The organism is Oceaniferula spumae (assembly GCF_042849255.1).
In the GTDB taxonomy this organism is placed as follows: domain Bacteria; phylum Verrucomicrobiota; class Verrucomicrobiia; order Verrucomicrobiales; family Akkermansiaceae; genus Oceaniferula; species Oceaniferula spumae.
Map to the genome: position 1 here is coordinate 3,934,650 of NZ_AP026866.1, position 14,109 is coordinate 3,948,758.

12 protein-coding genes and 1 tRNA gene are annotated in these 14,109 nt (G+C 52.7%); 7 read left to right on the forward strand and 6 right to left on the reverse strand.

Annotated features, from left to right (window positions below):
* Positions 1-43: 43 nt before the first annotated feature.
* From ACSPJT_RS16715 to ACSPJT_RS16735, 5 genes are all read left to right on the forward strand, one after another.
* Positions 44-1,153, forward strand: coding sequence for an NAD(P)/FAD-dependent oxidoreductase (locus tag ACSPJT_RS16715; protein WP_435893701.1), 1,110 nt, complete (start codon positions 44-46; stop codon positions 1,151-1,153).
* Between the two features lie 49 nt (positions 1,154-1,202).
* The gene (locus tag ACSPJT_RS16720) at positions 1,203-2,447 is read left to right on the forward strand and encodes a threonine synthase (RefSeq protein WP_435893702.1); all 1,245 of its coding nucleotides are present in this window, start codon (positions 1,203-1,205) and stop codon (positions 2,445-2,447) included.
* A 2-nt stretch (positions 2,448-2,449) separates the two neighbouring features.
* A complete protein-coding gene (locus ACSPJT_RS16725; RefSeq protein WP_435893703.1) occupies positions 2,450-5,062 on the forward strand; it encodes an AMP-binding protein in 2,613 nt (870 codons plus the stop codon).
* 68 nt (positions 5,063-5,130) lie between these two features.
* Positions 5,131-5,922 (forward strand): thioesterase domain-containing protein, encoded by a 792-nt coding sequence (locus ACSPJT_RS16730; protein ID WP_435893704.1) that lies wholly within the window; start codon positions 5,131-5,133, stop codon positions 5,920-5,922.
* Positions 5,923-6,064: 142 nt separating this feature from the next.
* On the forward strand, positions 6,065-6,223 hold the full coding sequence (locus tag ACSPJT_RS16735) for a hypothetical protein (RefSeq protein WP_435893705.1): 159 nt from the start codon (positions 6,065-6,067) through the stop codon (positions 6,221-6,223).
* On the opposite strand, the gene ACSPJT_RS16740 is transcribed toward ACSPJT_RS16735, so the two are convergent.
* From ACSPJT_RS16740 to nadB, 3 genes are all read right to left on the reverse strand, one after another.
* Positions 6,186-6,273 (reverse strand) — tRNA-Leu (locus ACSPJT_RS16740). The two genes, ACSPJT_RS16735 and ACSPJT_RS16740, sit on opposite strands and share 38 nt — an antisense overlap.
* 118 nt (positions 6,274-6,391) lie before the next feature.
* Positions 6,392-7,279 (reverse strand): hypothetical protein, encoded by an 888-nt coding sequence (locus ACSPJT_RS16745; protein ID WP_435893706.1) that lies wholly within the window; start codon positions 7,277-7,279, stop codon positions 6,392-6,394.
* A gap of 41 nt (positions 7,280-7,320) precedes the next feature.
* Positions 7,321-8,934 carry an L-aspartate oxidase gene (nadB, locus tag ACSPJT_RS16750; protein ID WP_435893707.1) on the reverse strand — a complete coding sequence of 538 codons (1,614 nt, stop codon included), beginning with the start codon at positions 8,932-8,934 and terminating at the stop codon, positions 7,321-7,323.
* Positions 8,935-9,160: 226 nt separating this feature from the next.
* Between nadB and ACSPJT_RS16755 the strand changes: the two genes are divergently transcribed.
* Complete coding sequence (locus ACSPJT_RS16755) at positions 9,161-9,928, forward strand: N-acetylmuramoyl-L-alanine amidase family protein (protein ID WP_435893708.1); 768 nt, start codon at positions 9,161-9,163, stop codon at positions 9,926-9,928.
* Positions 9,929-10,021: 93 nt separating this feature from the next.
* Positions 10,022-11,455: a sialate O-acetylesterase gene (locus ACSPJT_RS16760; protein ID WP_435893709.1), complete on the forward strand. Its 1,434-nt coding sequence runs from the start codon at positions 10,022-10,024 to the stop codon at positions 11,453-11,455.
* 56 nt (positions 11,456-11,511) lie between these two features.
* Here ACSPJT_RS16760 and ACSPJT_RS16765 read toward each other — a convergent pair whose 3' ends face one another.
* The 3 genes from ACSPJT_RS16765 to ACSPJT_RS16775 form a co-directional block, all read right to left on the reverse strand.
* Positions 11,512-11,916, reverse strand: a complete 405-nt coding sequence (locus tag ACSPJT_RS16765; protein ID WP_435893710.1) for a PAS domain-containing protein — start codon at positions 11,914-11,916, stop codon at positions 11,512-11,514.
* 125 nt (positions 11,917-12,041) lie between these two features.
* Positions 12,042-13,154, reverse strand: a complete 1,113-nt coding sequence (locus tag ACSPJT_RS16770; protein ID WP_435893711.1) for an aminotransferase class I/II-fold pyridoxal phosphate-dependent enzyme — start codon at positions 13,152-13,154, stop codon at positions 12,042-12,044.
* A 31-nt stretch (positions 13,155-13,185) separates the two neighbouring features.
* Positions 13,186-14,061 (reverse strand): D-alanyl-D-alanine carboxypeptidase family protein, encoded by an 876-nt coding sequence (locus ACSPJT_RS16775; RefSeq protein ID WP_435893712.1) that lies wholly within the window; start codon positions 14,059-14,061, stop codon positions 13,186-13,188.
* Positions 14,062-14,109 lie beyond the last annotated feature (48 nt).

Below are 14,109 nucleotides of genomic sequence, written 5' to 3' on the forward strand. Positions count from 1 at the left end.
TCCACGGAGCGTATAGAAACTAACCGAATCTATAATTCACCCCATGAAGACCGTAGCCGTAGTAGGAGCAGGTATTACCGGATGTTACACAGCCTATTTTCTGGCCAAGGCCGGCTGGCAGGTTGAGCTGATTGATCGGACAGGCGTTGGCAGTCAGGCGACCGGTTCTAACCCCGGTGGACTCAACCCGCTGCACGGTCCTGGTATTCCCGGGGTGATGTCTGAGCTGGCGTTGCGTTCATTTGCACTCCACGAGAGCTTACATGGTGAGATCGCAGAGTCGTCGGGGATCGATCCCCAATGCCGAGTGGTCTCACGCCTCGAGATTGGCATGGATGAGTCTGAAGTGGCTGCCATGCAAAAGTCGATGGATTTGTATAATGCTACTCCTGGATTCTCTGCGAGTTGGCTTGAGCCTGAGGAAATTCTCCAAAAGGAACCACGCCTGGCATCTGGAGCGGTTGGAGGTGTGTTGATGGAAGGGAACCGCATGGTCAATAGCCCAGAATACGCTCGGGCGGTTGCCAAATCGGCTCAGCTGTTAGGGGCTAATATCCATCGTGCAGAAGTGACAGGTCTGAAAACATCATCCTCAGAAGTCACTCATGTACTTACTTCCGACGGAGAAATTGCCTGTGACGCCGTCGTCATGGCCACTGGTGCTTGGTTTGACAAAGCCTCAGAATGGTTGGATGCCAATCTTCCGGTCAGACCACTCAAGGGGCAACTCCTGCGCGCAAAGCTATCTGGTCCGGAGCTGCCATTCCATATCACCCGAGGCTTGATCGGTATCTATCAAGTGGCCGATGGTTCACTCTGGTTAGGAGGCACCTTGGAAGACTGTGGCTTTGACGGGGAAACCACGCAGGCAGGTCGGGAATTGATTCTGCAAGGCGTGTCTGGGATTTTTCCTGCCATCGGAGAACTGGAAATCTTGGAGCAGCTGACTGGGTTCCGTCCGGCCACACCTGACAAAATGCCTATCGTCGGTCCTGTCCCAAACTGGAACAACGCATTCGTGGCCAGCGGAGGCGGCCCGAAAGGAATGCTACTAAGTGCCGGCTTGGCGGAAGTTGTTTCGAGTTACGTCTTGGAACAAGAACTGGACTACAGCGTGGATCACTTTCTTCCTGCGAGATTTTCTGGAAATTAATTCATTTCAGTCGTTACAAACCGTCTATCACATTTCAAACTAAGCCCGTATGTCTTCTCATTTTCAAGTTCTCTGCGCCGATTGCAAAAAAAACTATGACCGCCAATTCGTTCCGTTTTGTGAAGAGTGTGGTGGCATCACTGAGGTCTATTACGATCTGGAAAAAGTAAGGCTAAGGGATTCCACGAACCCTTACGAGCGTTTCCAAGATCTATTGCCGATCCGCGATCCCTCTCTATTTCCCACCGACACGGAATACACTCCCACGGTGCATGCCAAAAAATTGGGAGAGGCCATCGGTCTGCCGAATCTCTACCTCAAAAACGAAACCGTTTTACCCACTGGCACGACTAAAGACCGGATGGCAGCCACCGCGATGGCCTATCTGAAGGAGTGCGGTGTGAAAACCTTCTGTACCTCATCTACAGGAAACAGCTCCACAGCCTACGCACGTGCGATGAAAGGCTTTGAGGATTTTAAAATGTATCTCTTCACGGCCGAGGATTTCCACGATCGTGTGCAGTTTGCCAATCATCCTAACATTGTGCACTACGTCATGCGGGACGCGACCTTTACCGAGGCCTTCAACTACGGAGGTGAGTTTGCCGGACTGAATAATTTTGTTTCAGAGAAAGGCTTCTTCAACCTCGGCCGCCGTGAGGGGCTCAAGCTGACGTTCATGGAGGCGGTCGACCAAGTCGATGGCCCTATCCATTGGTATGTGCAGGCTATTTCAAGTGCGATGGGTGTTTTTGGAACTTACAAAGGGGCCAAAGAGTTGCATGGTATCGGTCATGCTGAGGCTGTTCCGCGGCTGCTTTGCTGTCAGCAGGAAAGCTGTTCACCCATGGCCACCGCGTGGGCTGAGGACTCCGAAAACATCAAGCCTCACCACATTGTCCAGCGGCCAGCGGGTATTGCCAAGGCAATCCTACGTGGTGACCCGACCAAGGCTTATCCCTTCATTCGAAACATCGTCAAAGAAAGCGATGGCGAGATTGTGGCTGTCTCTGAAGCCAAGATTCGCGAAGCTCGCCAGATGGTCAATGACCTCGAAGGTATCGATCCCTGTTTCTCCGCCAGCACAGCCATTGCCGGCTTGATTAAAGCGGTGGAAGACGGGCATGTGCCACGTGAAGACACCATCTTGATCAATCTAACCGGAAGCGACCGCGAGGTGAAGGATGACGGCAGCGGCCCAGGAGATATGAGGTTCCTCTACCGCACTGAAAACGGCTGGCTCCCGGAGGAACCGGAAAAAGACCAAGGACTCGTTCACTCTGGTAATAAATAACGATGAAACCGGCGGTGACACTGGATGAAGCTCTGTTCACTAACATCGGGGAGCATTTCGATCAAGTCGTTGAAAACAATGCTGACCGTGTAGCGATCGAGTCTGAATCAGGCCGCTTGAGCTATCGGGATTTTAATGCCAGGGCAAATCAAGTCGCACATGCTGTTCTAGCAGAAACCGAGGGGCGTGCCGAGCGTGTTGCGTTGCTTTTCGATCAAGGCGCAGATGCCATCATCGCCATGTTCGGCGTGCTCAAGGCCGGCAGTGCTTTTGTGCACTTGGATGCATCGAACCCAGTGAGCAAGCTGGAGGAAATTCGGCAAAGTGCGACGCCTGTCATTATTCTAACGGATAGCGAGCATCTGGAAAAAGCTGGGCGTGTGGCCGATGGTAAGGCCACTGTCATGGATGTTACATCCTTGCCTGAAACTTTTTCGACCGAAAACCCAGAGGTGGATATTCCGCCAGATGCCACCGCCTACATATTTTTCACCTCTGGCTCTACAGGGAACCCCAAGGGAGTTTGCCAAACTCAGAGGAACCTGTTTCATTTTATCCGAGTTTACAGCGGCAGTCTGAGTGTATCAGCCGATGATCGGTTATCGCTTCTGTATTCTCTCGGTTTCAGTGCATCTAACATGGATGTATTTAGCGCCCTGCTAACGGGAGCCGCACTGCATCCCTACGACATTAAAAAATTTGGCACGGCTGGACTGGCCGATTGGATAGACAGTTCGGAAATATCCATCCTGCACGCTGTGCCCACGGTATTCCGCCATCTGTGCAATAGCTTGGCTGACGGGCGGAAACTCAGATCGGTCAAAGGCATCGACCTTGGTGGTGAGGCTGTGCAGCGCAGAGACGTCGAGTTTTTCAATGCTCACTTTGAGTCTGATTGCACGATGATCAATCACTTGGCAGCCACCGAAGCCAGTGTCATCGCGCAGTATAAGATCGATACCTCCGCCGAATATTCCGAAGACCTCCTGCCGGTCGGTTATGCTGCCGATGGGGTGGAATTGAGGGTTGTCGACTCCGAGGGGAACCGGCTCGAGGACGGTGAAACGGGAGAGATCCAAGTGTGCAGTGCCTATGTGAGCCCTGGCTACTGGAAGATGCCTGAACTCAATGAAAAGATATTCCGCGACGATCCATCAGTGCCGGGTGGACGAATGTATTTGAGTGGCGACCTCGGGTATGTCGGTAAAGATGGCAAATTTTATTTCCTCGGCCGCAAAGATCACCGGGTCAAAATCCGTGGCTACTCGGTGGACACCAGCGAAGTGGAATCGGCGATCAGGAAATGCCTGCCCGATCTCAAAGACGCCTCTGTGGTGGCGCGAAAACTAGGTGAAAGTAATCCCACTCAGCTAGCTGCCTTCCTAGTGAGCGAGGATAGCAGCGCGATCGACTTGCAAGTACTTCGTGAAAACCTAAGTGAGGTAGTAGCGACCTACATGATCCCAGCAGAATTTATTTTTCTGGATTCACTGCCGGAGAATGCCTCGGGAAAAGTGGATCGCAAGGCCTTGGCCGCGCTGGACCTGCGCGAGCAGCAGTCCGAGGCCGCTTATGTCGCACCGGAAACCGAGACGGAGAAGAAGCTCGCAAAGCTGATTTGCCAGATTCTGAAAATCGATCAAGTAGGCCGGAACGATGACTTCTTTCTTCTCGGAGGTGACTCCTTACGTGCTACAGCTCTCCACACTCAGGTGGAAGCGGAGTTTTCCACCCGCATTCCTTTGCATATTCTCTTCAAGGATACGCGGGTGCACGGCATGTCGGCAAACATCGAGCGGAGTCACGAGGAGAAGGGATCGGCGGACTTCTCACACACTGCGAAGATCATTCCTCTGAACGAGTCTGGTGACGAGACACCGCTCTATCTCACTCACGGTGTGAAAGGTCAGGCCTTTGTCAGCCCTCACTTTCTCAGCATTCTCGGGCCGAATCAGCCTGTGTATGCCTTTCAGGCGTCAGGCTTGAATCGACCAGATAAGCGGCATTGGACTATACAGGAAATGGCCGAGCAATACATCGAGGGGATGCGAGAAATCCAGCCTCACGGACCGTATCTCATCGGTTCAATCTGTGCCGGCTGTATGGTCGCCCTAGAGATCGCAGACCAGCTCAGAGCCGCAGGTGAAGCGGTGGCACCCATCCTCATGATTGACCCTCCTATTGATCCCCCGGGAGAGCGGAGCTGGCTGAGACGGGTCAGACGAGATCTAACAGACCGATTCAAACGAAAATTCTCCGAGGAGAAATACAACAAGAAGCTAGAGAAAGATTTTAAACTGCATCAGGACAAAGGGAGAATCCCTCTGGATACATCCGACAAGGAAGCATTGAAAATTGCCTGTCGGGTGGCCTTCGATTTTCGACTGGCACTCAACGACTACCGCATGAAGCCCTATGATGGCGAGGTGTATCTGTTAGGAAGCCGTAGCCGTCTGTCGAGAGGCGGCGGCAAGCTGCGCGAGAAGCTCACAGGCACCGTTGAAATTTTCGACGTCGGAGAACGTCACCGCGATATACATGAAGTGAACAATGATCTCTTCGGTCAACAGCTACGGGCGGCAATGGATGCCGTCATTGACAGGTTAAAATCTTAGCTCTGTTGATGCCATCTGCTGTTCCGCCAATTCAAAAGAGGAAAATTAACGAAAGCAGGGAAACTCAAATGGAGCAGACATACTCTCAGTCTGAGAAGGTGATCGCCCTTAATGTGGATGGCGGGAATGTTCCGATTTTTCTAATTCACGGAGTGAAAGGGCAGGCTTACATCAGCCCTCACTTCATTCAGATCTTGGGAGAAGACCAGCCTGTGTATGCTTTTCAGGCTTCTGGGCTTCAACGCCCGAAAAAACGCCATTGCACCATTGAGGAAATGGCCAGCCAATACATCGCTGCCATGCGCAAGGTTCGGACAAGAGGGCCCTACGTAATCGGTGCGATCGCCATTGGTTCAGTGGTAGCTATCGAAATGGCTCAGCAGTTGACGGCTCATGGCGAGGATGTAGCGCCATTGCTGTTAATAGATCCGCCCGTGGCCCCTCCAGGTGAACGCAGCTGGTTTAGAAGGGTGAGGCGTGGAGTCGTAGACCGGATCAGGCGCAAATTTTCAGAAGAGAAATTGAATCGGCAATTGGAAAACGATTTCAGGCGTATCTCTGCCGCCGAGAGGATTGCCTTGGACATGACCAATCAAGAAGCTGTCGAAATAGCCTGCCGAGTAGCGTATGACTTCCGGCTCGCATTGAACGACTACCAACTGAAGCCTTTCACTGGAGATGTATTTCTCCTAGGCAGCAGAGGGAGGCTCTCCAAGGGCGGGCGGCTGAGGGCTAAGCTGAAGGGGAAGGTGGAGATTTTCGATATCGGCGAAACGCATGATGAAATACACGATGTGAACAACGATCGCTTCGCTCAGCAGCTACGGATCAGTGTGGATGCAATAATGGCTCAATTATAAGGGGGGCCACTGGGCACAAAAAAGCCCCTGATCTCGTAAGAGAAGAGGAGCTTTTTAAAATGGTGCTCGAGGCGGGAATGCCTTCGTCCACTCAGGCTGTGCTGATTTGTAGAAATCCTCCTCCGGATTTCTGATGTAAAAAATGCGTGATACACGCACTGCGTCTGCGCTCGAACCCAAGGGTTCTCATCCCACCTCTGAAGTGGAGGGATATGGGCACAAAAAAGCCCCTGATCTCGTAGGAGAAGAGGAGCTTTTTAAAATGGTGCTCGAGGCGGGAATCGAACCCGCACCCGATTAACTCGGACTAGATCCTTAGTCTAGCGCGTCTACCAATTCCGCCACCCGAGCACTGGTGCCAAACGTAGAAACGTGGTGCGGGAGGAATTAGTGTCCCGCCGGACAAAAGGCAAGAGAACTTTTGCAAAAAAGCCGAAAAAGTTTCCGAAAGCCCACAATTTCGTCCTTATCAGCGTCTGGTAGGCAGGTTTTTCTGCTGATATGCCTTATCCCGCATGGTGCGCAGGTAAATCATGTAGTCTTGTTTGGCTTTGAGATCGGGGTCCAGCTTGGGATTGAGGAAGGGGTTGTTCTTTCCATACTGTGACCAAGGGCCGCGTGGCACGCGCGAAAAGTCGATGAAACGCCAGTGCACCTTGGCATGGGATTTCATTCCGAGGAAATCTCTCACCGCAGGGGAGACATCGATGCCGGCGCCGTCATTTTTGGTGTTTTTGGGCGGTTTGTTGCCAAAGACATATTCCCAATCGTCCGTCGTGAAGGGACCACAGTCCTCCCACTGGGCATAGCAGACCTTGCCATTGTAGACGATTTGCAGCCAGCGGCCCTTGCAGCTGGTTTTACCTGGTCGTTTGTCGGCGCGTCGATGCCACCAAGGAATTACCTTACTAGCTTCGGGGCGATGAGTGGCGTGGTTGATGCAGTCGTTATAGGGGAGAGCGATGTAAAAGGGGTTCAGCTCCGGAACGAATGCCGCCGGGCGGTAGCCTGCTCGTGCGTTCTTATCCGGATTGTCGTAGCCTCCGTAGTTTAACTGCCATTGGGTGTCCCAGGAGCTGGCATGGTTCGGCGTGGGGTTCTTGGGGGTGGGGCGCTCACCGATCCAGAACACGGTGGCGGTGATGTGTTTGCGCCAAGGATAGCGGACTTCGGTGAACGGATTTGCCCTCGGCGCATTCACTGCCGTAGCACCCGCAGTGGGAGTCCGGACGATTGGGCCACCACCGGTATTGATAGTTTTGGCCCGTGCAACTTGTGCCGAGACGTTGGTAGGCACAACGACGGCAACAAGGCTCAGGGTCAGGGCGATCAACGATGTCAATGAATGAGAGGGCATGTGTGGAGGGAAAAAATGAGGGGGAGGGATGAAACTTGCGGCTAAAAACGTCTGAGGGTGGTCGGAACGCAGGCACGAGGGTCTTTATCCGGGAAATCGAGAGTGTAGTGAATTCCTCGGGATTCCTTGCGTCGCAGTGCGCAGTCCACCACCAGTGACGCTGTTGCCACCAAGTTGCGGAGTTCGAGGATATCAGAAGTGACTCGATGCCCCCAGTAAAAACTTCGCACCTCTTTTCGCAAGTTGACCAGTCGGTGAGCGGCTCTTTCTAAACGATTCGTAGTTCGCACGATCGAGACGTAATCCCACATCAGACGACGGATTTCGTCCCAGTTATGGTAAATGACCACCATTTCATCGGGTGGAGCGGTATCCCCGTATTCCCACGCCGGGATTTCGGGTGCCTCCGGGTCTGGTTTTGAAAAAGGATGGATGCGGAGGATTTCTTTCATGGCGAGTCGGGCCATGACGTGCCCTTCCAGCAGTGAGTTTGACGCCAGTCGATTCGCTCCATGGAGTCCGGTGCAGGCGACTTCACCGATCGCAAAGAGCCCACGGATATCGGTCTTGCCATTGACGTCGGTCACTACGCCACCGCACTGATAGTGAGCGGCGGGGACCACGGGGATGGGGTCTTTTTCGCAATCATGTCCGAACTCTAGCAGAGTTTTGTATATGTGAGGAAAACGGTCCTGCATGAAACCCTTCGGTTTATGGGTGACGTCCAGATAGACGCACTGGGCTCCGGTCTTTTTGATCTCGTGGTCGATCGCGCGGGCGACGATGTCGCGAGGTGCCAAGGATTTACGCGCATCGTATTTCTCCATGAATTCGTAGCCATTGGCATCGCGCAGAATACCGCCCTCACCACGCACTGCTTCAGAGACCAGAAAGGAGCGGGCTTTGGCTCCGGTGGCGGCGGGGTTGAAAAAGCACGTCGGGTGGAACTGGACAAATTCCATGTTAGAAACACGTGCTCCGGCCCGCCAAGCCATTGCCAAGCCGTCTCCGGTGGAGCTATCCGGATTTGTGGTATATAGGTAGACCTTGCCACAACCGCCGGTGGCCAGAACCACTCGATCCGACCGGAATATGTTCACGTCACCGGATGCCTCATCCAGCACGTAGGCTCCGAGGATACGATCCTCCGAGACCATCCCCAGTTTTCCACTGGTGATCAGATCGACTGCAAAATGTTCCTCGAGAATGGTAATCTTAGGATTTTTACGCACGGTTTCCAAGAGTGAGGCTGCGATTTCATGACCGGTGGTATCTTTGGAGTGAAGAATGCGCCGATGACTGTGACCGCCCTCTTTCCCAAGTGAAAATTCCTCGCCATGTTTGTCAAAATCCACTCCGCAGGCAATGAGTTCCTCAATGGTCTCGGCGGCCTCTTCGACGATAGTCTGCACCGCTTGCTTGTCACAGAGACCAGCTCCTGCGTCCAAAGTGTCAGCGACGTGACTTTCTACGTTATCGCCTTTTTCCCGCAGACCCTCAGGTAGCACGGCGGAAATGCCGCCTTGTGCCCAGGCTGTGTTAGACTCCATGGCCTTGCCCTTCGTGAGTATAGTGACGGTGCCATGCTCGGCGGCACGGATAGCGAAGGATAGTCCGGCAATTCCACTGCCGATGACAAGAAAGTCAGAATTCATCAGACCGTCAGTGTAGGAAACCCCGCCATCATGTCCAGCGTGGGCTTTAGCATGCGAAGGTTAGAAGAAACATGCGACAATATCTTCCGAATTGATCGACTGGACTCCATGCAATTTTTTGTCAGGTTTAAGGAGTTTCGATAGTCATCATAAAAATCTGGCAATCATTATTAGTACTCTCTAATCTAGTTAGTCGCCAAGCATGTTAACCTGCTGGCTTTAGAAAATGGTCAGATATAAAAACCTCATCGAAGGGACAGTGATCCTTTTTACCACGCTTGCTGGACTATGCGCCTGCTCGCCTGTCGCCCAAAACGGTCAACCGATGATGCAGGGGCAGGGACAGAGTCTGAAGCGTGACGCATGGGGACATCGACCAGGGCCCAGCGGGTACACCACCGTCATCATAGATGCGGGGCACGGAGGGCACGACTCGGGAGCCAGAGGTTACGGGCAGACCGAAAAAATCATCGCCTTGGACACCGCACAGAGGTTGAAAAGGATGCTCTCCGGAAAGTTCAAAGTCGTGATGGTGCGGAGTGGCGATCGCTTTGTGGATCTGGACGACCGTGTCGCAGTGGCGAACCGTTATCAGTCCGCAGTGATGGTCAGCCTGCATTACAATGCCTCACCTTCGTCATCGACCCGTGGGCCGGAAACATATTTTTGGCGAGTCGATAGTCATGGCCTCGCCCGAAGAATTCAATGGAACATGGAAAAAGTCGCAGGTGGAAATCGAAGCCGTGGATTGGTGCGTCGGCGGTTACGCCTGACACGTAACCCTCAGATACCTTGTGTGCTTGTGGAGTTTGGTTATCTTTCAAATCGCACGGATGCCAAGATGATTGCCTCCTCAGCCTATCGGGAGAAAATGGCAGCAGCAGTAGCATCAGCCCTCCTCACCCAGCGTGCTGTTGGCGATGCCGGCACCGGACCGCGGCCCAAACCTCTCTATCAGCCGTTGTCGAAGGCGACTGATCCTCCAGGATCTTAAAGCCTGATGACTTTAGTGAGCTGGTTTTACGCTTCCAAAGTGAAACATTGTCTTGAGAATGGTCGTAGTGGCTGTGGCCTAGTCTGAACTATCATGAAAAAAACGATTCTCTGCATTCTCTCCTCCCTTCCTTTAACTGCTGTTGCCGATGTCACTTTGCCCAAAGTCATCACCAGCAACATGGTGCTTCAGCGCGATGCTCCGATCACCATCTGGGGTTGGGCCGATGTCGGAGAAAAGGTGACGGTGACCCTTGGCCCTCTATCAGATCCTACTACGGCCACAGCCGAGACGGATGTGGAAGGAAACTGGAAAGTCACCTTGCCTAAGCGAGGGCTTGGAGAGGCGTTGAGCCTGACGGTGGAAGGCCGGAATAAAATTTCACTCAACAACATCCTCATGGGCGACGTATGGCTCTGCTCTGGTCAGTCTAACATGGAATGGGGTATCAGCCGTAGCGAGAATCCCAAAGAGGCTATCGCCGCAGCGAATCATCCTAACATTCGTCTATTTGACGTGGGTAAAGTAGCCTCCAAAACACCACTCAAAGATATTGCCAAAGGCTCTGGTTGGAAAGTTTGCACACCGGAGAGCATGGCCAAAACTGGCACGTCCGGTGGTTTTTCTGCGGTGGCTTACTATTTCGGAAAATATCTGCAGGAGGAAATGAAAGATGTGCCAATCGGTCTGCTCGATTCCTCATGGGGGGGATCTAAAATCGAACCGTGGACCACGGCCGCCGGTTGGGCATCCGTCCCTCAACTCGCCGATGAATATAACAGAATCAAAGGCATTGATCCGAAAAAAGTGAAGACCAATAACCAGAGCAAGAGCGCGGCGCTGTACAATGGTATGGTGCACGGACTCAGTCCTTTGCAGATCAAAGGGACTCTATGGTATCAGGGTGAATCCAACCGAGCGGAAGGACCGCACTACCACTACCGTAAGCTGGCTCTGGTCAACGGCTGGCGCAAGATTTGGGGGGAGGACATGCCGTTCTATTTTGTTCAACTGGCACCCTTCGGCTATCCCAAGGACAAGAATCCGGAGATCCTACCGATCTTTTGGCAAGCCCAGCAGAGGTCAGCCGAAGAAATTCCGAACACAGGCATGGCTGTCACCATCGATGTAGGAAATCCCAAAAATATCCATCCGCTGCAAAAAGCACAGGTGGGTAAGAGACTTGCTCTGTTAGCTCTCAAGCACACTTACGACAAAGGTGTTTTAGCTGACAGTCCGACCTATCTTTCCCACGAGATTAAAAGTGGCAAAGTCACGGTGAAATTCCAGAACACTGGTGGCGGACTTGTTGCAAGCGATGGCAATGTACTCAGAGGCTTTGAACTGGCAGGTGCAGACGGCCAATTTGTGCCAGCCACTGAGGTCTCCATATCCGCAGATTCGGTTATCCTGAGTAACCCGAAGCTGCCGGCTCCCACTAAGGTTCGTTACGCTTGGTCGAACACGCCCAACGTCAACCTTGCGTCCAAAGAGGGTCTTCCTGTCCCGGCATTCCAATCAAAATAGTAAGCTCTTTGCTGTTGCTTGTGAGCTGACGCAGGAAACGACGGCGATTTTTATCGTCAGTGAAGAGCCTTATCCGCTTCGTTGGATGTAGACGCAGCCTTTTTGAAAAACTCGTAAACGGATGCGTCGATTTCAGTCCCGTAACATCGGGTGTGAATAAACTCTCCATTTGCGTGATACACACTGGTATTGTAGAGGATGTATTTTAATCCATTCTTTGCTTGGACGACAGCTGGATAGTTTTCCAGGACCTCGAACTTGTTCAGTTTGGTCATCATATCTTCCAGGCTAGGGGACTCTATCTGGAATTCGGAAACATGGTGTCCAACGTATTCGTCAGGTTGATAACCTAACATTTTGAGCTCGTGGTCATTCGCATAAATAATCGTGCCGTCCTTGGATACGGCATGAATGCCAATGGAAGAGCTTTTTAAGAAGTCGACTGGATTTTCCGAAAACATAAAAAGCGTTATATCGTAGATGAGTGAATTATGCCAGAAGTATCCGCAGGTTTGAGACGTCTCAGCGCGAAGGCTGTCGCTCCCATGTTTTACTCCGGTTGTGTCGTAAAATAGATTCATACGACTTACCTCAAGCAGTCAGCAAGACTCCTGATATCGTGTGGTGCATGATCGGCGCTGATGGTGACTCTCAGTCTTGCCGTATTTCTGGGAACCGTTGGGTAACGGATAGCTGGCACCAGAAATCCTTTTTCGCGCAGTTGAAAAGAAAGATCCAAGGCCTGATCGGTATCGCCGACCATCCAGGGAATGATGGCTGATTCAGGCTGAGCGGTCAGGCCGGTGTGTTCTTGGAATACTTGGATATTATCCCAAAGTTTTTTGCGTAGTTCGCTTCCTTCAGCGCTACGGATAATTTGTAAACCAGCGAAAGCCGCTGCAGCTTGAGCGGGTGGGGGAGCTGTTGAGTAAATGAACGAGCGGGCTTTGTTGACTAACAGATCAATCCAGCTGCGCGAAGCTGCGAGGTAGCCACCTGCGACACCACCTGCTTTTCCGAGGGTGCCCATATGGAAATCAATCAGCTCGCTGATGCCGAGTTCTTCGGCGAGTCCCATGCCGCTTTGACCGCGGATTCCTAAAGCATGAGCTTCGTCGACCATTAGTAAGGCGCGATGTTTTTGAGTTAGCTCGGCAATTTCCTTAAGAGGAGCCGCGTCACCATCCATGCTGAAAATAGATTCGGTCACCACGAGGGTTCGTGAGTTCTCAGCTGCACTGCGCGAACAAGATTCTAACAAGTCACACAGTTTATCGAGATGGTTGTGAGGGAACACCCGTATTGTGGCTCCGCTCAGTCGGGCTCCGTCGATGAGGCTGGCGTGGCAGAGCTTGTCTAGGATGACTGTGTCGCCTTTTTGTAATACCGCAGCGAGGACACCGACGGAGGTGGCATAGCCTGTGGCGAAGCTCAGAGCTGCCTCGGTGCCTTTCGCTTCTGCGATTAAATTCTCTAATTGTTCATGTGGCGGAAGTGATCCGCAGACTAGGCGCGAGGCTGTAGATCCAGCGCCGTATTGATCCACCGCCTGTTGATAGGCGCTGATAATGGTCGGGTGCCTGGAAAGCCCGAGGTAGTCGTTCGACGAGAAATTGATCAGCGAGCGATCGTAGGCCGGTAATTGACGCAACAATGATGCCTGCTTAAGCGAGGCAAGTTCGTCATCCGGCTGGCGCATGAATCAGGGAGCGGTTTCTCTGACCAATCAATTACTGGGATGCAGGTCGCTCAAGTGCCCAGCGCAGGAGTTTTTCCGAGTCGTTCCAGATGGTGCTGGTCTGAGCACCCAGCACCACCACGATGGCGGTGCGCCCGTTGAGTTCCCCGCTGGAGATAAGGCATCGGCCGGAGGCTCGAGTGGTGCCAGTTTTCATGCCGTTGCAGTAGCTTAGGCGTTTAAGAATTTTGTTGGTGTTTTCCAGACGTTTGGTGCGGCCGTTTGAAAACTTGAACGTATATGCTTGGGTGTTGACGATACTGCGGATGATCGGGTCGCGGTATGCCGCGCGTGCACAGATTGCCATGTCGCGAGCTGTGGAATACTGGCCCTTGGCGGTTAATCCGTGGGGATTCAAGAAATTGGAATGACGCATGCCTAAGCTGCGGGCTTTACGCGTCATCACCGTGGCGAATTGGCTTTCCCCGCCGGCATTGTCCCTGGCCAAGGCGCGTGCGACATCATTGCCGCTTTTCACTAGCAAGGCACCTAACAGGTGGCGTCTGGTGTAGACTTCTCCAGGAAGAATACCGAGCTTGGTAGGTTCCACCCACGTATCACTCTTGGTGATGGTGAAACGGTGATTGAGATTGCCCTTGTCGATGACACAGAGAGCGGTGATCAGCTTCTGTGTGCTGGCCACGGCACATGACTGGTCTGCATTTTTCTCAAACAGAACTCGTCCTGATTCGTAATCCACCACAATGGCTCGGGCTGCACCGATGGTGGGTGCCGGAGTGCGTGGAAGTGTCGCTACTTTGACCGGAGGAGCCATGGCATCGCCCGTAGGAGTGTTCACACGAGGTGACTGGGCACAGGCTAACAGCGGCAGAGAAATAACGAGAAGAGGAAGAAGAGGTAAGCGCATAGTTGATTGGGAAATCGTTTCGACCGACCGTCCATCATCTATGGCTCA

Excerpts from the sequence above, each read along its gene's own strand:
- ACSPJT_RS16715 (WP_435893701.1), top strand. The coding sequence starts at position 44 with ATGAAGACCGTAGCCGTAGTAGGAGCAGGTATTACCGGATGTTACACA.
- ACSPJT_RS16720 (WP_435893702.1), top strand. The coding sequence starts at position 1,203 with ATGTCTTCTCATTTTCAAGTTCTCTGCGCCGATTGCAAAAAAAACTAT.
- ACSPJT_RS16725 (WP_435893703.1), top strand. The coding sequence starts at position 2,450 with ATGAAACCGGCGGTGACACTGGATGAAGCTCTGTTCACTAACATCGGG.
- ACSPJT_RS16730 (WP_435893704.1), top strand. The coding sequence starts at position 5,131 with ATGGAGCAGACATACTCTCAGTCTGAGAAGGTGATCGCCCTTAATGTG.
- ACSPJT_RS16735 (WP_435893705.1), top strand. The coding sequence starts at position 6,065 with ATGCGTGATACACGCACTGCGTCTGCGCTCGAACCCAAGGGTTCTCAT.
- ACSPJT_RS16745 (WP_435893706.1), bottom strand. The coding sequence starts at position 7,279 with ATGCCCTCTCATTCATTGACATCGTTGATCGCCCTGACCCTGAGCCTT.
- nadB (WP_435893707.1), bottom strand. The coding sequence starts at position 8,934 with ATGAATTCTGACTTTCTTGTCATCGGCAGTGGAATTGCCGGACTATCC.
- ACSPJT_RS16755 (WP_435893708.1), top strand. The coding sequence starts at position 9,161 with ATGGTCAGATATAAAAACCTCATCGAAGGGACAGTGATCCTTTTTACC.
- ACSPJT_RS16760 (WP_435893709.1), top strand. The coding sequence starts at position 10,022 with ATGAAAAAAACGATTCTCTGCATTCTCTCCTCCCTTCCTTTAACTGCT.
- ACSPJT_RS16765 (WP_435893710.1), bottom strand. The coding sequence starts at position 11,916 with ATGTTTTCGGAAAATCCAGTCGACTTCTTAAAAAGCTCTTCCATTGGC.
- ACSPJT_RS16770 (WP_435893711.1), bottom strand. The coding sequence starts at position 13,154 with ATGCGCCAGCCGGATGACGAACTTGCCTCGCTTAAGCAGGCATCATTG.
- ACSPJT_RS16775 (WP_435893712.1), bottom strand. The coding sequence starts at position 14,061 with ATGCGCTTACCTCTTCTTCCTCTTCTCGTTATTTCTCTGCCGCTGTTA.